Source organism: Parabacteroides massiliensis (assembly GCF_900155425.1).
In the GTDB taxonomy this organism is placed as follows: domain Bacteria; phylum Bacteroidota; class Bacteroidia; order Bacteroidales; family Tannerellaceae; genus Parabacteroides; species Parabacteroides massiliensis.
Genome location: NZ_LT700190.1, coordinates 410,537 through 427,599, shown reverse-complemented (window position 1 = coordinate 427,599; position 17,063 = coordinate 410,537). Strand labels below are relative to the sequence as shown.

Genomic DNA, 17,063 nt, shown 5'->3' with positions numbered 1-17,063 from the left:
ACCGATAGCGATATGAAAACGACAGACCATTTCAAGAGAACGATACAGATGTATTTGGAGCAACGTGCAGCGGAAGATGTGCTCTTTGCCAAGAACTACCGCAACCCTGCCAAAAACATAGACGATTGCGTGACCTACATTCTGAACTATGTGCAGAAAAGCGGTTGCAACGGCTTCACGGACGGGGAGATATACGGACAAGCCGTACACTACTATGACGAGAACGAGATAGAGGTGGGCAAGCCTATCCAGTGTCAGATAGCCGTGAACCATGTGGTGGAACTCACCGCAGAGGAAAAGGCGGAGGCACGGCAGAACGCTATCCGACAATACCAAGACGAGGAAGTCCGCAAGTTGCAGAACCGCAACAAGCCGAGAACCGCCACCAAAGCGACCACCCAAGAAGTACAACAACCCTCATTATTTGATTTAGGCTTATGAAACCGAGAACACGCATACAGCAGGAAGTCGCACATCTGAGCAAGCGACTACCGAGATTGACCGCCACGCAAAAGGCATACGCTTTCCTTCATTGCTTCAAGCATTACGCAATCAAGAGAGCGGACGGCACGAACATCTGCACTGAGTGCGGACATTCGTGGAAGAGCGACCACGACCTTGCGGACACCCTTTGCGGATGTACCTGCCCCCATTGCGGTATGCAGTTGGAAGCGTTGCGCACCCGAAAGAGCGTTCTCAGCGAGAATGAGTACTTCTCCATCGTCACCACCAGCAAGCAATACCAAGTGATACGCTTCTTCTTCGTCAAGTCCCGATACAAGGCAGGGCAAGCAGCCGAGTATTCCATTTATGAAGTGGTGCAGAGGTGGATTTCACCCGATGGAAAGACAACGACCGTTGCCCGACTGCGTGGTATGTCAATGTTGTATTACGACCAATGGTCTGAATACAGCGACATGGAGGTACGCAAGAACAACAGACTTCACGCATACGATATAGCACCTATGTGTACCTATCCCCGACAGCGTTTCATCCCCGAATTGAAACGCAACGGCTTCAACGGGGACTATCACAACACACTGCCGCATGAACTTTTCACGGCTATCCTTTCTGACAGCCGAGCCGAAACACTCTTGAAAGCAGGGCAATACGCCATGTTGCGCCACTATATCCGTAGTTCCTTTGATATGGGGCGATATTGGGCATCCGTCAAGATTTGCATCCGTAACGGCTACACCATTTCGGACGGCTCCGTATGGTGCGACACCATAGACCTCCTGCGTCATTTGGGTAAGGACACGAACAGCCCGAAATACGTCTGCCCTGCCGACCTCAAAGCGGAACACGACAAGTTGGTGAGAAAACGCAACCTGCAAAGGGAGCGTGAGCGGACGGAACAGCAACGGCAAAAGGCAATTGAGGACGAGAAGAACTATCTGAAAGCCAAAGGCATCTTCTTCGGACTTGTGTTCTCCGACAGCCTTATCTGCATCAAGGTCATAGAGAGCGTGGAGGAAATGGTGGAGGAAGGACGGATAATGCACCATTGTGTGGGCGGTTATCACAACAAGGCAAACTCCCTTATCCTATCCGCCACCATTGACGGCAAACGGATTGAAACGATAGAAGTGTCACTGAAAACGCTGAAAGTGGTACAGAGCAGAGGGGTATGCAATTCCAATACCGAGTACCACGACCGCATCATCCGGCTTGTGGAGGACAATACCGAACTTATCCGTCAGCGTATGAACGCAGCATAATATCAACCTATAATACAGAATAATATGGAAGTAAGATTTGAAAGCATGGTTTGCTTGTGGGACGATAAAATCCCCACGATATTCCTTGAGTTTATGAACCTCCTCACTTTTTGTCAGAGTGAGGAGCAGTTAAGGGCAAGTGTAAAGGACTTCGCCGAAAAGAACGAACTTGACAAGTATTTTCATTACGGCTTCGGCTCACACCATTTCTACCTGCACCAACGTTACACGAGTAACCCCGAAATGGTGATGCAAAACAGAGTGTTGTCAGTACATTTCTAACCTTCTAAAAACAACGATTATGAGTACACGAATGACCATCAACGGAGTAAGCACCTGCACAGAGGCAGGTACGGAGAAGTACGAGAAATTCCAAACGGGTATCGGCAGGCGCAAGCGGACACTTGTGCAGTACGACTACCGCCACACGGACGGAGAATTGTTCTCTTGTGTCAAACCCACGTTGGAGGAGTGCCGAGCCACACGGGACAAGTGGCTGACGGCAAAGGAAGGAAAGGAGGGCAAGCAATGAACGCAGCAGGCTACCAAACGCTGATAGTAAAGTTCAGCAAACCTATCGCGGAATTGGACGGCATCTTTGACGATGCCGAAGCGTGGGGAGTGGATACGCTTAAAGGATGGGTAGAGGACTATGAGAGCAGTCGGTTTACCGCCATTGACAGCCATACGGCAGTCATAACGAGCGAGTACAATATGGAGTGTGTGAAAACATGGTTGGAACGGAACACACCAATAGCCGAGAAAACAGAATATTGAGCGTTTAGGCGGTGTCCGCACCGCCTAAACATAACACCCAAAGAAGAATGAATATGATAGCAAAGACAATTTTGGAACAGATAGGTGGCAGACGCTTTGCCGCCATGACGGGAAGCAAAGACTTCATAGACATGGGCAACGGCTTACGCATGAGCCTTGCGAGGAACAAGACGAGTGCCAACCGTCTTGACATCATCTATGATGCAGGGGCAGACCTCTACAATATGCGTTTCTACCGCAGGACGTTCAGCAAAAAGACATTCGAGTGTAAGACGAAGGACATTGAATCGCACGAGGGGATATATTGCGATATGCTGGAGGAAATGTTCACGATGGTGACGGGGCTTTACACCCGTTTTTGAGCGAGGGGCGGCGAAAGCCGCCTACTTTCTTTCAGTGAGCATGATGGCGGACAAAGAAAGTAGCAAAGAAACCTTTGTCCCAATCTTCGATAGTATTCACAAAAACAATTTTTTATCATGGAAGCAATCAGACAGAACGGAGAAATCATCTTGTATAGTGATGACGGAATAGGCATGAAAATGATTTTCAGAAACCTCACGAGCAGTAATTTTCAAGGTCAGGAATATGTGGAGTATATCCAGCATATCGCAATCGGTGACATGGGATTTTCACCCGGTATTATAGAATATTGCAGAAATGGCGTTGGCAAAGAATAATCTCGAATGTATGAAAACGGAAACTCCGATGAAGCCGCAACTTCATCGGAGTTTATATGGAAGAGTATACATATATCTTGATTGCACTCACCTCCTAAATCCGTATTTTTGTTCACGCTTTTTAAAGGCTTCGCGTCCACCTTCCAAAATATCACAAATATGTTCTCGTATTCCTTGAGAAGATAATATTTGTGAATCTGTTTTATCTTTGCATTTAGTGTTCTCTAATGCTCCATGAATATATTGAAATTTAAAACCGCCCCAATTTGGGGAATCAGTACCATTTTGATTGGCAACAATTACATTCTCTGCATCTGCACTAACTACAACATTTGAATTGTGTGTTACCAATATTATCTGACGCTCTCGTTTTTTGCGTTTAATATATGCTACCAATTCGTTATATATGGCACGATTGTCTAAACTATCTTCAGGTTGATCTATAAGTATCGGACATCTTTTGTCGCTAAAATCTAAAAGTAATTTCAAAATAACAAAAGCTTGCTTCCCTTCTGACATATTGGCGAAAGTATCAGCCTGATACGTTATGCCATAATTAAGGCTATACCAGTTCCGTGATAAAAATTCTACAGCAACATTTTGTGCATCATATCCATTCTTTAACAGAACATCACCTGTTAGCAAGTCTTTCAAAAAGGCGTTGCTATTGCTTTCATTATTATCATCATAATTATTTAGCAACTCTTGCAAATATCCTTGTCGTTCATACCCTCTTTGATTAAGCCTGGTTTCCAAAAAATCCTGTAAATCCTTTTTATGGAAATTAATATCTATATGAATATCAAGACCGTCATACGAAATTGACAGTTGTTCTGAAACTTGGTTTGCACTTTTCTTAAAAGAACAATGAGCATTGATTATTTGTAAAATTGAGTTGTTTTGTTGTTGTAAAATTTTATCAATTTTACTCTGCATCATATCAATAGCAGCAAGAGTCTTTTCTTCTTCTTGGATTTTAGTATTTAAATCTTTGAGTTCTTTATTTTCCTCAAATATGCGGATTCCTTTTTTATAAATTTCTGAGCTTATGATAGTTTGTATTTCAGATGATAATTGTTCTTTCGCTTTTATTGTATTATTTTTAAGCTGGGTGATTATTTTATTCCATTCTGTTTCAGTCTTGATTCTCAGTTCATTAAATAATCTATATGTTTCAGATTGATTTAAGCCGAACTGCATACCCCCAAATTGACATTTTTCCTCATACGAAGCATCAAATGGAGTGGATATTAGTATTTTTTCAAATATTAATAAATCTTGTTCTGCATATGCAATCAATTTTTTCTTCTCTTGAACTTGTTTTATTGATGCATCTAATGCCAATCTTTCTTCGGGAGTTAATTCTGCACCTTTTTGCAAATCAGCAACTTTTGCTTTTAATAAACTTAATTGTTGATTGACACCTTCCCTTTTTCCTTTTTCAGATAAAGACTTTTTTAAAGAGTTTATTTCTTTCTGCATTTGGAAAACTGAAAATACTCCTTCTGAAATAGCCTTAGATAAATCCGTCAAATGTTCATAATACTTCCTTAATACACCCGTTTCGTCTTTAGATTGTATTATATTCTCCACAATTTTATTTGTCTTATCGGAATCGAATGCAATATCATGCATATAGCTCTGACGGAAATATTCAATCTCTCGACCAAGTTGATCATTCCCATCTTGCCAACGAATAGTAATACCATCCAAATGTTGTCTTATGAAATCATCTTTATCAACTTCTTTATTCCCATGTTTTGCAGCAATAGCTTTAAGTAAAGAAGATTTACCGGTAGAACGTCCTCCTACGATGGTGTTTAAATTCGGATTAAGAAGGATTGTCCCATGCCAAAAACCTTCTTCATCTAAAGTTACACTATCAATAACTTGATATATGTTTTTTTCATCAGGCTTTGTTGATTGAACACGAACTCGATCTTCCGGCTCAAACAATATCTGTTTTAAACCTTCAAATGTTGTATCTGCTTTTATCCATGTCTTGCAATTTCCTAATCTATCTTTAATTGCAATATTATCAGAGAAACAGTGTGCATCGCTACAATCCAATAATAATTCATTAACCTTTTGTTCATGCAATTTTTTCTTGGATTTGTTGTATTTATCAATGTCCTGTGCCGCCGTAAAAACGACATCAGCACCATTAATTATACTTTTTTTCTCGGCAATAGAATTATCATCCCATTTAAAATCATCCCATTCCGTTTTACCTATCGCTGTAATAAACTTACCATCAAATATATGATTAGCATTATTTAACGGATTCATTATTACTGAAAGTTCAAGATTCAAGTTATTGAATCCCTCTTTTAAAGGTGATGAATACTGACTCCTTTTTTCTTCTGGTACTGAATTTATTATCTTATTACCTAATTCTTCTAAACTTTCTTTTGTGACAACGCCACCCCATTGCTGATTACAATCAGGACTTAAAGTATAATGTGCGGTAAGGGCATTAAGAAATTGCTGTTGAATCTGATCTGGAGTTAATTCATTAGAGAAGATAATATGATAATTTATTCTTTTGAATTTTTCATTACCACAAAATTTTGCCAACCTAAATTCAACAACCGGTAAAACTAATTCAATATTTTGCAATCTGCCTTGTTCTCTATACTCAAGTACTTTACGATAACCATCAATAAAAAGATAGTCATTAATTCCCAAAACTTTTATATCAGTAGGAAGGTGTTCTAAGGCATCAATATATTTATCCCAAACATCTTCTCCGGGATTGCATTTGTAGTTATGTTCAAGCGAAAATGGAGTATGAACATGTAAATCCCAAATTCGCCATTCAGAGCCTCTATTCATTTATTGATAATGATATTTAATTGGTTTGCGAAGGTAGTCATTTTTAAGCGAATAGCCAAATTAAAAAAGAATGAATGCACGTTCCTTGTATGAAAATGCAAGGAACGTGCTTGATTACGGAATATAGAGCAGCGCAAACTCCGCCTTTCTCCGTTTGAGCAGCATGGCGTGCCGTTTCCCCTTGTAGTTGCAGAAGGCGATATACTCCCGATAAATGCTTCTGTCGCCAGCCTCCAGCTTTCGGATCAGCTTGCTTTTGGGTATCTTCCCGCTCCCCAAAAGACGGTATGGACCGACATTATGTAAAAGCTTACATAATGTGGGATACTATCGTTTGGTCGGCTATGGTAAAATTCCCCAAAGCAAGCTGATACGAAAATTAGAAGCTGGAGACAGGGATATCTATAACGAATATATCTCCTTCAGATGCTACAAAGGGAAGGTCGTTCCGAGCATCGATCGACGGCGGAAAAAGGGATTTGAACTGCTGTATATACCTTGATTTTTCTACGAATTGTTCAGACTAGGCATTGGGAAGACACCCGTTGCCTATTTTCTATTCTACGGTTCTTTTTCTTCCTTAGAATGCTTTTGGGGCCAATTCTCTATTATTTTCCTTGAAAAGTTTGCAAGATTAGAATAAAAGTATTACCTTTGTATTGAAAATTTCCGCCACGCCTCTTTTTAATGCGTACCAGGGCGGAACTTTTGCTTTTTATACACTATGGATTGTAACAGCAGAACAATGGCTGAAAACAACGATTTTATGTGTTCTTTTAAACGTTTGCCGCGGAAATCATTGATCGTGCGGAAATCGGGAGTACTATTACCAGACAACCACATGAAATGAATATTCTCCTGCAAAGCCTTTTCTATTTTACGACAAGAATAGATATTGTTCAGGTAGGCATAAAACAGAACTTTGAGCATCATACGGGGATGGTAGCTGCTGGTTCCTCCTCCTTTATATGCCCAAAGCAGACAACTAATATCCAAGGCGTCTACAACACTGTTTACAACACGAACGGGATGATTGGGAGCTATCTTTTCCGATAAGCTGACCGGAAAAAGTACATTTTGGTTGGATGTTAACTCTTTAAATACTATCTTAGCCATTGCTATAATGTTTGGTTTTTGCAACGGTAAGATAATACTTTTTACCGAAATAAACAATAGCAAAAGGGGCTGTCCGACTTTTTGGACAGCCCCTTCATTTCCCCTGCATGAAATCCCATGCTCTATTTTAATCGGTCTGCTCGGTTGTCGCTCACGCACTCTATTCGTGCGGCGATTTCCTTTTCTATCGTTCCTATCCATTCTTCTCCGACACCGGCCTCCCGGCCGTATTCCGGAAAACGCAAGATGATGCCTATGGCCTTTTCTATGAACGGTTCTGCAGCCTTTATACCATACCGGCGGGCTACTTCCAGCAAATCCTCCGCTGTAATGCCCTCCGTCTTGTTGTTGACTGTCATGCTGTGGCGGTTGACGTAATACGGTGCGTCCGGATCGACCGAGAACGTGTAGTCATAGGCCGGAGCAACGTGCCAACGCCCGTCGTCGTCCATCAGGAAGCTGAAATTCTTGTTGTGGTCATCGACATTTCCGCCCAGCACGTTTAGTACCATCGAGCGGAACAGTTGCCGGAGTTCCCCCGGCGGCACGCCGATACGGCAGGCCGTGTCGAACAAGGCTTCATAAGAATCCGCCGAGGGATTCATGGCCGCCAACGTTTGGATATGCACCTTCTTGCCGTTCCGGCGGTCGAAACGCTCGGTCAGGAAATGTGCAGTCTGGTCACCTTCGAGCAGGCGACTCGGCATCATCTGAAGCCCGGCGTCCACGGCCATCAGGTAATAGCTGTATTCTATCCGTGTTGTCGGCATCTTCTGATGTTCGTCGAACTTAACGATCATCGACGTGTAGCCCGGATAAGGGGTCTCTACCTGTCCGGAGTAGCATTGTCCCTCCTCGAAATTGACATTCACCACCGCCTTGGGGCGCCGTCCTCCAGCGGACGTTCCCACCTTGAACAGGCTTTCAACCATCAGGTTGCCCGATACCGGGACGTTAAATCGTCCGGCTTCCTTGAAAGCCTGCCGAGCCAGTTGGTAGAGGTCGGCGATTTCCACCTTGAACGGTGTCTCCAACTCCTCGGCAGTGGGTGGAACGAACTCCAATGCCCCCATGCCACGCCGTCCGATATAGGCGAGACGGTCGAGGGCGGACAAGTCCCTCATACGGATATGATGCACTTTGGCCCATTCGTTGAACACAGTATTTCCCCAATGATCGGGCAGCGAATCGGCTATGAACGACGGTAGGCCGCCGAAAAGCCGTTCTTCATCAGGATAGACCGGCAGGCCACGCTGTGCGGCAACCCCTTTTACTGGCGCACGAAGTGGGGCAATGTCATAGCCATCGCGGACATAGTCACTGTCGAAGTAGAAACAGGCTTTGCAGCGGTGTCCTTCCCGGCTGGCAACAAGCGTGCCTACCTTTTTATCCCACAAAATCACATCAAGACTTTCTATCATTTCTTACCCCTCCTTACTCGTTTAGGTATCAGTTTTTCAATTTCCCGAAGTGCCATCGGCGGCATGGGCAGTTCCGGCAGGATTTCCGCAAGCCGTTGTTCCTGACCGAGCGCACGCAACAAGGAAATGAAGTTGGCCAAAGTCAAGTTACGGCTCACACCTTGTTCAAAATGGCTGATCGTCGCCTGGCTCACTCCCGATTGTTCGGCCAGTTCCTTTTGGCTCATGCGAGCTGCCAGGCGATACTCCTTGACCCGCAGTGCCAAAAGCATCAGCATATCGCTGTTTGTGCTATAGTTTGTTGTACTCATGATATCAATATATAACTATTTATATGCAAATATAACGATAATTATCCATATATAGATATATAATTCCTCTTTTTAGCTTCCATCTGTCTTTTCTACCGTTTTCAGGTATTCATATTCTCTCCTGTTAGGCTTTCCTGTCCGTCACCGCATAGGTTTTATCGGTGCAAATATGGGCTGTCGCACCTGATTCCGTCGTTTTGAAGTATATTTCTTGCAAATTCTTCCTTCTGCGAAGTGTAATTGGTAATATACTGTAAAACGGCATCTGAATTGTCTCTGGTGCCGTTTTTTTCAATCCTAATGTTTTCTAGTCTGTCAGGTTGCCCACAAAGCCCGACCACGAGCTTTTCCCCGTCCTATATGCCAATACTAAGTGGGTCGAAGGGAATAACTAATTACGATTGATGAATTGTTCCTGTGAAATGCTAAAATGGAAAAGTATGAACCCTCTATTCAAGTGAGTGTATCTATCTATGTATTATAACATTAGAGCAAATACAGATATCTTTGTATCAGAGAATTAAAGAGATATGTAACCAATAGACCTAAAGAATATGGAATATATGAGACCCTTATTTGAGAATATGACTACCGATGTAAACCAATCAGCAAAAATCGGAGATTACGGTATCCATATTGGTGGTGCACGCAAGGAGCAAGTAACCGGCAGAAGTACCAAAACGTCGGATAAAGAAGGACTGGTAAAATTTACACACCCATTCTGGCTGCCTGTGGGTTATATGGTTGATCATCTGGATCATGTAAAAGTTAATCCGTACTACGAAGAATGTTCAAACCGCAACAAGGTCGGTGATGGGAAATATTGCATTATCTACCGGAAAGGCAGATATGACCGTATTATCAAATTCGGCTATACTGACATGACAGAAGCCGTGAATGCTCTTCCGACCGAATTTGTTGATTCGGTAATAAAAATAGGTGAGTCTGAAGGGGCTTACTATCTTTATAAGATCTTGAAAACTGCCAAGGAGAGATTGACAGTCAAGTCCGGATTTGCCACAGCAGAAGAGGCAAGGCAATATCGGGCTGAGAATGCGCTTTCTTTGCTTGAATTCAAGTTCGTCGCACCGGAGTTGCCGCATCTGAAATCAATCGAGCGTACCGGAACAGATTACCGCAATGGTAAGAACATTACCGCAAAAGATCTTTGCGATATATTCGGATTTCCCGGCATTGAATTTGGGAATTGGCTGACACAAAAGGAACGTCAGGCGGTGCTGAATTATGCTTTTGACGCATTTATGGATTTGGCACACGTCACCGGACTGCCCTACCGTGCCATGAGTTTTAACGGATTGTTGGCAGCTGCGTTCGGAAGCCGTGGCAAAGCAAATGCGTTGGCTCATTTTGAATCAGGCAGATATGTTTTCAACCTGTCAAGACTGAAAGGCGCAGGCTCCTTGGCGCATGAGTGGTTTCACGCATTGGATAATTTCGTAGGGGCATCCGCTGAAGGTATCCGGCTTTCAAGAAACGCCAAAGGGCTTATCTATGGTAATGAATCGGGTATTTTTGCTACCGACAGATATAAGACCGAATGCGATGAAAACTGGAAAGCTGTAGTAACTGAATTCACGTCACTTAGAGACATCATGCGCTTCCGTATGACAGAAGTTGACATGAATGAGACAGGCGAAATAGCCCAATTACAGAAACAGGCCGATAGATATCAGAGAATCGTGAAAGAACGCGGGGAGTCTATTCTGAATGAGCTGAAAGCAGATCACAGCAAATATTACAGACGTGGCGGGAAATCGGCTACTCCGGAGCAGTTGGCAGAGACAGAAGCAATCCTGCAAGAGATCTATGCAGGGAATCAGGGTGCAGAGTGTATCCATCCAAACCGCTCATTGTATCAACATGCGTGGTATTACCGTTCTTACGAGCAAGTGGAGAAACTTGCAAAGGTGGTCAAGGCTGTCCGTAATACGGATTACTTTGGAGATAACAAGATGATGTCGAATTTCTCAAACGCTATTTTCTGGAGAGAAAAGACCAAATCAGAAATTTCCCAAAAGAGCGAGCAAAAGACAGAGGTCAGAAGGGTAAGCACTGATTATTATAGTAACTCCCGTCAGATAGACAGATATCGTACATCCCCATATTGGGCAACAACAATCGAGATGGCGGCACGTGCGTTTGGCGCATATGTTCAGGATCGTTTGGAAGAAAAGGACAACAAATCTCAATATCTGGTGCACAGTCATCGCGATAAAGAGGGCAGCGAGTTGAAGGCATACCCAAGCGGTGAAGAAAGAGCTACCATAAACGCTCATTTCGACCATTTGTTTAAGCAGGTGAGAGAGTTGTTTGAGTGAGGTCTAAGCATCCGGCACGGTTAATAGCCGTGTCGGTGTTCCCAGTTGTGTCCGGACCCCGACCATCGGGCTCCTATGTGTTAGTGCCTGGTGCGCTTCAATGAGAGAGTCTGGGTTACCACTGTGTGATATTACACCTAATATTCTGTTTGTCATATTGTTATAAATGAGTAAATTTGTATAGATAAAAAATCAAATAGTATGGATTTAAAAAATATAGCAGCAAATTTTAATTCATTCAGCAGGTTACTGGACGATGAAATCCGGTCAAGAATTCCTGAAAGTGGCCAGATTGATATTGAACCGGAAGATAAATGTGTGTTCCACGATGATAATGACGATCGTCCGGAACACAGAATCGTCAAAGCCGTTTTTTTATCATCAGACGGCACCGGTTACGGACTGATAACAGAGGACGAGTATTGCCGTGAAGCAACGGTCTGCAGTGCGGAGTGTTGTTTGTCCATTGATGACAAATACAACATCCTGAGAGCGGTAGATGATAAAACCAAACCATATGGAAAAACCCAAAAGCCAATGGTATGTCTGGGGGTCGTTGTTGGCAGACCGATTAATGGTATCTCCCTGAATGGACTTGAATATTTGCTTGACGAGGATGGAGAAATCGAGATTTTTCCGTCACTTGAAGAAGCACATCAGGTACTGATAAACGGTGGAGTCTGGGAAGAGGATTTGGACGAATTTGAATACCGAAAGGTCATGGAGTGTCCCAATTGCAAACAACGGACATTCGTCCACCTGAATGAGAATGTAACAGGATGTACAGACTGTTAATCCCAAGGCTATGAACAAAAAGGAACAACTCAAATTTGTACATCGATATGTGAAAGGAATCACATGTCAGGTGATTGAACAGACCAGGACTGGATTCCGGGTAGTGGAAACGACTTTGGTTCACGGACGGAGAATAATCAAAGAAAAAGTGTTTGACAATATGGATTTTGACCCGGAATTTGGCTGTTGGGTCAAAGTGGAGTAAGATATACAATAATGCATGAAGTAAATGCCTGATTCTTTGGCTATTTCAATATGGATATATAATTTTGTGGTATAAATAAAACCGACTATGGACAAATAGTCAGAAATAACTCATTACACGCTAAATGCCTAACTTGCATTGTGTTTTCAAAACAACACTGAGATATATAACATATTATTAATTAAAACCTTAATCAAATGGATGTAACTTTTGTATCCGTAGCTGTATTGCTACTTTTGTTGTTGTTGTTTGCTTCTTATGTCAAGACTTCACCGAACATCGCCATGGTGATTTCAGGATTAACCAAAAAGCCCCGATATTTGGTGGGAAAAGGTGGATTCCGTGTACCGTTCCTCGAAAAGACAGACAAACTGTATCTGGGGCAGGTTACTGTGGACATCAAGACCAAGGAGGCTATTCCCACAAACGACTTCATCAATGTGAAAATCGACGCTGTAGCCAAAGTGCAGGTTGATATGTCCGATGAAACCTTTGTCTGTGCCATTAAAAACTTCCTGAACGTCGGTCCGGCAATCATTGCACAAGAAGTTCAGGATACCTTTGAAGGTAACTTACGTGAATCTGTGGGAGCAGTTTGTCTGAAAGAGTTGAATGTGGATCGGGATGCCTTCTCTGATCAGGTTCTTGCCAAAGCAACGAAAGACTTGTCTACCCTTGGTCTGAAAGTGCTTTCCTGTAATATCCAGAACATCAGCGACGAGAATGGATTGATCAAGGCCTTGGGTGCAGATAACACTTGGAAAATCCGTCAGGATGCCGCCATCACCAAAGCAAATGCCGAGAAAGCCATCGCTATTGCAGAAGCCAATGCAGCTCAAGAAGCCAACGATGTAAGAGTATTAAGCGAGACAGCTATCGCCGAGAAAAACAATAGTCTGGAGATTCGAAAAGCCGAACTGCAAAAGTCTGCTGACACCAAAAAGGCAGAAGCGGATGCTGCTTACGAAATACAGAAACAGGAGCAACAGGCAACCATTTACCAAAAGACCATCAATGCTGAAATCGAGAAAACCCAACGTGAACAGGTTCTTTCTCAAGAGAAAATCAAAATCAAGGAGAATGAACTGACTGCCGAAGTGAACAAACAGGCAGATGCACATAAATACGAGGTGGAGAAAAAAGCAGAAGCGGAGCGATACGAAGCGGAACAAAAGGCACAGGCAGAAGCAGCCAAATATGCCAAATTACAGGAAGCCGAAGGTATCCGTGCCGTCGGTGAAGCCAACGCATCAGCCGCACAAGCCATGTTTATCGCAGAAGCGGAAGGTCTGGAGAAGAAAGCTGATGCTTATGAACGATTCGGGCAGGCTGCCATTCTGGACATGGTTGTTAAGATTCTGCCACAGGTCGCAGCCGAAGTTGCCAAACCGATTTCTTCCATCGACAGCGTAAATATCTACGATGGTGGTGTGGACAGAGTTTCCGGAAACGTCCCTGTTGTACTCAAACAGACATTCGACACAATTGAGTCGGCTACAGGCGTAAACCTAACTGACATTGTTCGCGCTAAGACCATCACTGCCAAGACAGACCGTAATATCAACATTTCTGGAGACTTGATTGGAGGTCGTAAAGAAACAGCGGAAGAAGAACCACATAATTGATAGACTAGTTAACCCTCTCCTAATTTCATTAAGGTTTCATTCCTGAAATGGGATGCTGGAATACATATATGCCGGACAACTGGATGTGCAATGTTGTCCGGCATATTTGTTATCAGAGACCTACAAAAGGTCTCTTCTGTAGCCCGGATGTACAACACGGAATACACCTTGGCTTTTATTTTTGTCTAATGTAGAATGACGGGGAGTACAACAATAAAATACATGCACGCTATATTGGAAAAGTTCGTTCTGTGCCGTCTTCAGGATTCATTCCTGGATGCGCGATAGATATAGGGATAGATTTTGTATCTTTGTAATAAAGATAGACAACTGATAATCAACATTTAATTATGAATAGACCAGATGAAATACTAAAAGAAATCGCCAATGTGATTTGGGAACAGATATGGGCATCTACCGAATGGAATGTTGTCGGTTCATGGGGGACTAATAAGTTGGCTTACACAGAAATTCAGGATTACCCAGCTCTGACGTTTCTTGTAAGAGGAATAAAATTCCAAGGACGTGTATTCGTTGCTTTGGATGAAAGTAACGATACTTACAAACTCTTCCTTATGAAAGAGGAGGGTGAGGAGCCCCAGTTGGTATGCGAAACAATCAACTGCGACCAGTTGGGAGAAATTATTGACCAATATGTCGAATCAGGAGATGATGAAGATGAATATCAGGCATCTCTTGCCAAAATTTTGGAAGATCTGATAATGTGATTAACAACAAATATTTTTGAATATGAGAAAGAAAACTGTAACGCTTACCGTCAAGCTGACGGTAGAAGTAAAAGACGGATATGACGAGATGAATGCCGAAGAACTGGAAGGCGTTCTGCAAGATATGGATTACCGGTTCACCCCGTCGGACGAACATCAGGCATCCGGAATCTCATTCAACGAGATGGAAACAGAAATTACGGATTGGGAATATTAGAGTACAACAATGAAATTTGCAAAATGTAAGACACCAAAGAAGCTCATTAGTTCGCTCTACTCTCCTACCATGAGGAAAGAGCCGGCTAATCCGTTGGAAACTCCTTCGGCTGTGTTCTGGAGGCAGATGTGCAGAAAATACCTGCCAATATCCCATTGCAATCCAAGATTTCAAGGGAGAGGCTTGCATGAGTTCATAGATCGTAGGTATCGTAGATGCTGCCGATACCAACGCGAGCAGCGCGTTGTGCTGACAGACGAACGCTTTGGCAGACTTATCGGAGAGATAGTCGAGATACAATCCTGTTGGAGTTATTTTGAATTAAGAATTCGTGTTTCGCAAGGTAGGTTCAAAAACATGGCACTTAAAGTCGGCAAAGATGTCACCGAAATTCGGTTGGCAAAGCCTACCCCCCTCTCCCCTACTTTGTTCTGAGCATTTCCTTGGTTACCGTGGAAATGCCATAGATCGGAAACGCACCTACGTTTCTTATTCAGAAGAAGATAATAACAATCAAAACTTAACAATCATGTCAAAGAATAAAGAGAATCCTGTGAAACTTGATTTGGAACGTTTCGAACAGCTGTACCCGAATGAGGAAGCCTGTGTCAAAGTGCTGGAAACCCATCTTTGGGATGGAGTGCTCCGGTCGCCTGTTGACGGGAATACCAGAGTGATCCGCATTAAAGGCAACCCAGGTTTTTATCGGGACCTTAAACATAGACGAAATTTCAGTATTAGAAAAGGAACGGTGTTTGAGGACAGCTAGTTGAAACTGAAAGTATGGTTCCGCGCAATTCACGAGTTCTGTATTTCCCCGAACGGCATAACCTCATACGATCTGGCGCGTTGCTGTGGTGTAACGCAAAAAACTGGGTGGTATATGAAAAGGCGTATAGTAAAGAACCTCGAACAGTGCCGCAAAATACTGACGTATGGCTATAATGGGAATGCGCAGGTTGAATAATACAATCTAATCTCTTGAATTATAATTGGTTGAAAAGACAAATCTTCGTATCTTTGAGTATTGAAATTAAAACCTATGAAATATGAACAAAGCGATTTTCATCCCCGACTCATGGGGCATTCCAAAGAACATTGGCACTACCGAACTGGTAAGACAAGTACAGGAAAAGCGATCTCTCAATAGAAAAGACCACGAGATCGCACTTGAATGCTGGCTTACTGATTTGAATGCTAAGTCGAAGCAGACATCGGATAATAAGTGGATCTGTTTCTTCGATACGGTAAGCCACTTCACAGAATTGATTCGTGAAGCCAACGACCTGTTGTATAAACAGCCTGTAGGGTTCAAGGTGGTCTTTAACGAGGCTGACGAAATTGCCTCCTTGGTGCAGATGGACGAAGGCTTCCTGTACAAGGTCGGCAAGGACTTCGGCATCACGACCGATTTGACATCGGTAGTCCGCAAGCTGGAAGAATATGTCTGCAAGGCAGACATTCGGGTGCTGGACATTACAACCACAACCGCCATGCCGGACGATTTTCTTTTTGACATTCATATGTTTGCAGAGGAAATGGAAATCAAGATGCTGAACCATGTCTTTGAAAAGCACCAGCAAGACGGCAAGATGTCGCTCATAGATGCGGAACGTAATGTGGGCGAGGACGATTTGCTCAGACTGGCCGTCCTGTCCGGGCTGGACTTTGAATCATTCAGCATTGAGTCCATAGAGAGGGAAAAAGACTTTTTCTTCTTTTGCGGAAAAACTGAATGCAGCAAGGCGATTCGGGTGGGCTACGATTTAATGCCCCCGAAAGGTATCTCGTACCTGATTGAATGGTTCTACCAACACAATTTCTAAATCATCGGATATGGGGATGGCTCAGCCGGTTGTTCCCTATCCAAATTCATAAACCATAAATTGTTAGCTTGTAGATATGAAAAAGTTCGATTTTATTAAACCCGGGAGAAAGGTTTTTTGGCGTGATCCGGATCATGGAATTTCCAGTGGAGAATATGAGGTTGTATCGGTTCCGGAGGTGATTGAAAAGGACAGCGTTATCATGATTGCATCAGAGTTTTCAGAAGCGGAAGTCTATCCCAGTGAGTTGCAACCCACATAATCCGGTTATCCTAAAGTATCCAGTTCGTCCGGCATAGCTTGGCGATTGGATACTGACCGGAACCAGATCCACTGGTTCCTAAAAGCAGCACAGTTTCTATATTGAATGGGACGCTTCATTGGCAAAGTCTGTGTCGTTCCCTAAAAGTGTACTATCCTGCCCACAATTAGATTATCCTGTAGTTAATTTGTACCTTTGAGTATTG

General features: G+C 43.2%; 20 protein-coding genes and 3 pseudogenes. 18 read left to right on the top strand and 5 right to left on the bottom strand.

Annotated features, from left to right (window positions below; genetic code table 11):
• Positions 1–12 precede the first annotated feature (12 nt).
• From BQ9893_RS09185 to BQ9893_RS09155, 7 genes are all read left to right on the top strand, one after another.
• Positions 13–441, top strand: coding sequence for a PcfK-like family protein (locus BQ9893_RS09185; RefSeq protein WP_075965756.1), 429 nt, complete (start codon positions 13–15; stop codon positions 439–441).
• Entirely contained in the window at positions 438–1,721 is a 1,284-nt protein-coding gene (locus BQ9893_RS09180) for a PcfJ domain-containing protein (RefSeq protein ID WP_075965755.1), read from the top strand. Before BQ9893_RS09185 ends, BQ9893_RS09180 begins: the two co-directional genes overlap by 4 nt.
• Before the next feature lie 24 nt (positions 1,722–1,745).
• Positions 1,746–2,003 (top strand): hypothetical protein, encoded by a 258-nt coding sequence (locus tag BQ9893_RS09175; RefSeq protein ID WP_075965754.1) that lies wholly within the window; start codon positions 1,746–1,748, stop codon positions 2,001–2,003.
• A gap of 19 nt (positions 2,004–2,022) precedes the next feature.
• On the top strand, positions 2,023–2,253 hold the full coding sequence (locus BQ9893_RS09170; protein ID WP_075965753.1) for a DUF3873 domain-containing protein: 231 nt from the start codon (positions 2,023–2,025) through the stop codon (positions 2,251–2,253).
• Entirely contained in the window at positions 2,193–2,498 is a 306-nt protein-coding gene (locus tag BQ9893_RS09165) for a DUF6956 domain-containing protein (RefSeq protein ID WP_185117679.1), read from the top strand. Before BQ9893_RS09170 ends, BQ9893_RS09165 begins: the two co-directional genes overlap by 61 nt.
• 53 nt (positions 2,499–2,551) lie before the next feature.
• On the top strand, positions 2,552–2,860 hold the full coding sequence (locus BQ9893_RS09160; RefSeq protein ID WP_075966093.1) for a hypothetical protein: 309 nt from the start codon (positions 2,552–2,554) through the stop codon (positions 2,858–2,860).
• A 117-nt stretch (positions 2,861–2,977) separates the two neighbouring features.
• Positions 2,978–3,178, top strand: coding sequence for a DUF7688 family protein (locus BQ9893_RS09155; RefSeq protein ID WP_075965751.1), 201 nt, complete (start codon positions 2,978–2,980; stop codon positions 3,176–3,178).
• A gap of 87 nt (positions 3,179–3,265) precedes the next feature.
• On the opposite strand, the gene BQ9893_RS09150 is transcribed toward BQ9893_RS09155, so the two are convergent.
• Both BQ9893_RS09150 and BQ9893_RS09145 read right to left on the bottom strand, forming a co-directional pair.
• Positions 3,266–6,013, bottom strand: coding sequence for a TrlF family AAA-like ATPase (locus BQ9893_RS09150; protein WP_075965750.1), 2,748 nt, complete (start codon positions 6,011–6,013; stop codon positions 3,266–3,268).
• 114 nt (positions 6,014–6,127) lie between these two features.
• Positions 6,128–6,331, bottom strand: a pseudogene (locus tag BQ9893_RS09145) (lysozyme); the annotation flags it as partial.
• Here BQ9893_RS09145 and BQ9893_RS09140 point away from each other — a divergent pair.
• Positions 6,327–6,515 (top strand): annotated as a pseudogene (locus BQ9893_RS09140) (glycoside hydrolase family protein); the annotation flags it as partial. The pseudogenes BQ9893_RS09145 and BQ9893_RS09140 overlap by 5 nt on opposite strands.
• Before the next feature lie 215 nt (positions 6,516–6,730).
• Here the strand turns inward: BQ9893_RS09140 and BQ9893_RS09135 are convergent.
• The 3 genes and pseudogenes from BQ9893_RS09135 to BQ9893_RS09125 all read right to left on the bottom strand — a co-directional run.
• Positions 6,731–7,129, bottom strand: a pseudogene (locus BQ9893_RS09135) (transposase); the annotation flags it as partial.
• Between the two features lie 122 nt (positions 7,130–7,251).
• The gene (locus tag BQ9893_RS09130; protein ID WP_075965749.1) at positions 7,252–8,550 is read right to left on the bottom strand and encodes a type II toxin-antitoxin system HipA family toxin; all 1,299 of its coding nucleotides are present in this window, start codon (positions 8,548–8,550) and stop codon (positions 7,252–7,254) included.
• Positions 8,547–8,861: a helix-turn-helix domain-containing protein gene (locus BQ9893_RS09125; RefSeq protein ID WP_075965748.1), complete on the bottom strand. Its 315-nt coding sequence runs from the start codon at positions 8,859–8,861 to the stop codon at positions 8,547–8,549. The genes BQ9893_RS09130 and BQ9893_RS09125 overlap by 4 nt, the downstream gene beginning before the upstream one ends.
• A gap of 563 nt (positions 8,862–9,424) precedes the next feature.
• Here BQ9893_RS09125 and BQ9893_RS09115 point away from each other — a divergent pair.
• From BQ9893_RS09115 to BQ9893_RS09070, 10 genes are all read left to right on the top strand, one after another.
• The gene (locus tag BQ9893_RS09115; protein WP_139322590.1) at positions 9,425–11,200 is read left to right on the top strand and encodes an LPD1 domain-containing protein; all 1,776 of its coding nucleotides are present in this window, start codon (positions 9,425–9,427) and stop codon (positions 11,198–11,200) included.
• Positions 11,201–11,401: 201 nt separating this feature from the next.
• Complete coding sequence (locus BQ9893_RS09110) at positions 11,402–11,995, top strand: hypothetical protein (RefSeq protein ID WP_075965746.1); 594 nt, start codon at positions 11,402–11,404, stop codon at positions 11,993–11,995.
• A 10-nt stretch (positions 11,996–12,005) separates the two neighbouring features.
• Complete coding sequence (locus BQ9893_RS09105) at positions 12,006–12,200, top strand: hypothetical protein (protein WP_075965745.1); 195 nt, start codon at positions 12,006–12,008, stop codon at positions 12,198–12,200.
• A 197-nt stretch (positions 12,201–12,397) separates the two neighbouring features.
• Positions 12,398–13,825, top strand: coding sequence for a flotillin family protein (locus BQ9893_RS09100; protein ID WP_075965744.1), 1,428 nt, complete (start codon positions 12,398–12,400; stop codon positions 13,823–13,825).
• Positions 13,826–14,175: 350 nt separating this feature from the next.
• Positions 14,176–14,553, top strand: coding sequence for a hypothetical protein (locus tag BQ9893_RS09095; RefSeq protein ID WP_075965743.1), 378 nt, complete (start codon positions 14,176–14,178; stop codon positions 14,551–14,553).
• A 22-nt stretch (positions 14,554–14,575) separates the two neighbouring features.
• Positions 14,576–14,770, top strand: a complete 195-nt coding sequence (locus BQ9893_RS09090) for a hypothetical protein (RefSeq protein WP_075965742.1) — start codon at positions 14,576–14,578, stop codon at positions 14,768–14,770.
• Positions 14,771–14,779: 9 nt separating this feature from the next.
• The gene (locus tag BQ9893_RS09085; RefSeq protein ID WP_075965741.1) at positions 14,780–15,205 is read left to right on the top strand and encodes a hypothetical protein; all 426 of its coding nucleotides are present in this window, start codon (positions 14,780–14,782) and stop codon (positions 15,203–15,205) included.
• A 94-nt stretch (positions 15,206–15,299) separates the two neighbouring features.
• Complete coding sequence (locus BQ9893_RS09080; RefSeq protein ID WP_075965740.1) at positions 15,300–15,539, top strand: hypothetical protein; 240 nt, start codon at positions 15,300–15,302, stop codon at positions 15,537–15,539.
• Positions 15,540–15,819: 280 nt separating this feature from the next.
• Positions 15,820–16,596, top strand: coding sequence for a hypothetical protein (locus BQ9893_RS09075; RefSeq protein ID WP_075965739.1), 777 nt, complete (start codon positions 15,820–15,822; stop codon positions 16,594–16,596).
• A 76-nt stretch (positions 16,597–16,672) separates the two neighbouring features.
• Complete coding sequence (locus tag BQ9893_RS09070; RefSeq protein ID WP_075965738.1) at positions 16,673–16,858, top strand: hypothetical protein; 186 nt, start codon at positions 16,673–16,675, stop codon at positions 16,856–16,858.
• Positions 16,859–17,063 lie beyond the last annotated feature (205 nt).

What these genes read in the sequence shown, in the direction of transcription:
- BQ9893_RS09080 (WP_075965740.1), top strand. Translation starts at nt 15,300, where the DNA reads ATGTCAAAGAATAAAGAGAATCCTGTGAAACTTGATTTGGAACGTTTC.
- BQ9893_RS09150 (WP_075965750.1), bottom strand. Translation starts at nt 6,013, where the DNA reads ATGAATAGAGGCTCTGAATGGCGAATTTGGGATTTACATGTTCATACT.
- BQ9893_RS09095 (WP_075965743.1), top strand. Translation starts at nt 14,176, where the DNA reads ATGAATAGACCAGATGAAATACTAAAAGAAATCGCCAATGTGATTTGG.
- BQ9893_RS09155 (WP_075965751.1), top strand. Translation starts at nt 2,978, where the DNA reads ATGGAAGCAATCAGACAGAACGGAGAAATCATCTTGTATAGTGATGAC.
- BQ9893_RS09100 (WP_075965744.1), top strand. Translation starts at nt 12,398, where the DNA reads ATGGATGTAACTTTTGTATCCGTAGCTGTATTGCTACTTTTGTTGTTG.
- BQ9893_RS09125 (WP_075965748.1), bottom strand. Translation starts at nt 8,861, where the DNA reads ATGAGTACAACAAACTATAGCACAAACAGCGATATGCTGATGCTTTTG.
- BQ9893_RS09175 (WP_075965754.1), top strand. Translation starts at nt 1,746, where the DNA reads ATGGAAGTAAGATTTGAAAGCATGGTTTGCTTGTGGGACGATAAAATC.
- BQ9893_RS09130 (WP_075965749.1), bottom strand. Translation starts at nt 8,550, where the DNA reads ATGATAGAAAGTCTTGATGTGATTTTGTGGGATAAAAAGGTAGGCACG.
- BQ9893_RS09170 (WP_075965753.1), top strand. Translation starts at nt 2,023, where the DNA reads ATGAGTACACGAATGACCATCAACGGAGTAAGCACCTGCACAGAGGCA.
- BQ9893_RS09160 (WP_075966093.1), top strand. Translation starts at nt 2,552, where the DNA reads ATGATAGCAAAGACAATTTTGGAACAGATAGGTGGCAGACGCTTTGCC.
- BQ9893_RS09070 (WP_075965738.1), top strand. Translation starts at nt 16,673, where the DNA reads ATGAAAAAGTTCGATTTTATTAAACCCGGGAGAAAGGTTTTTTGGCGT.
- BQ9893_RS09115 (WP_139322590.1), top strand. Translation starts at nt 9,425, where the DNA reads ATGAGACCCTTATTTGAGAATATGACTACCGATGTAAACCAATCAGCA.
- BQ9893_RS09090 (WP_075965742.1), top strand. Translation starts at nt 14,576, where the DNA reads ATGAGAAAGAAAACTGTAACGCTTACCGTCAAGCTGACGGTAGAAGTA.
- BQ9893_RS09105 (WP_075965745.1), top strand. Translation starts at nt 12,006, where the DNA reads ATGAACAAAAAGGAACAACTCAAATTTGTACATCGATATGTGAAAGGA.
- BQ9893_RS09110 (WP_075965746.1), top strand. Translation starts at nt 11,402, where the DNA reads ATGGATTTAAAAAATATAGCAGCAAATTTTAATTCATTCAGCAGGTTA.
- BQ9893_RS09085 (WP_075965741.1), top strand. Translation starts at nt 14,780, where the DNA reads ATGAAATTTGCAAAATGTAAGACACCAAAGAAGCTCATTAGTTCGCTC.
- BQ9893_RS09185 (WP_075965756.1), top strand. Translation starts at nt 13, where the DNA reads ATGAAAACGACAGACCATTTCAAGAGAACGATACAGATGTATTTGGAG.
- BQ9893_RS09180 (WP_075965755.1), top strand. Translation starts at nt 438, where the DNA reads ATGAAACCGAGAACACGCATACAGCAGGAAGTCGCACATCTGAGCAAG.
- BQ9893_RS09075 (WP_075965739.1), top strand. Translation starts at nt 15,820, where the DNA reads ATGAACAAAGCGATTTTCATCCCCGACTCATGGGGCATTCCAAAGAAC.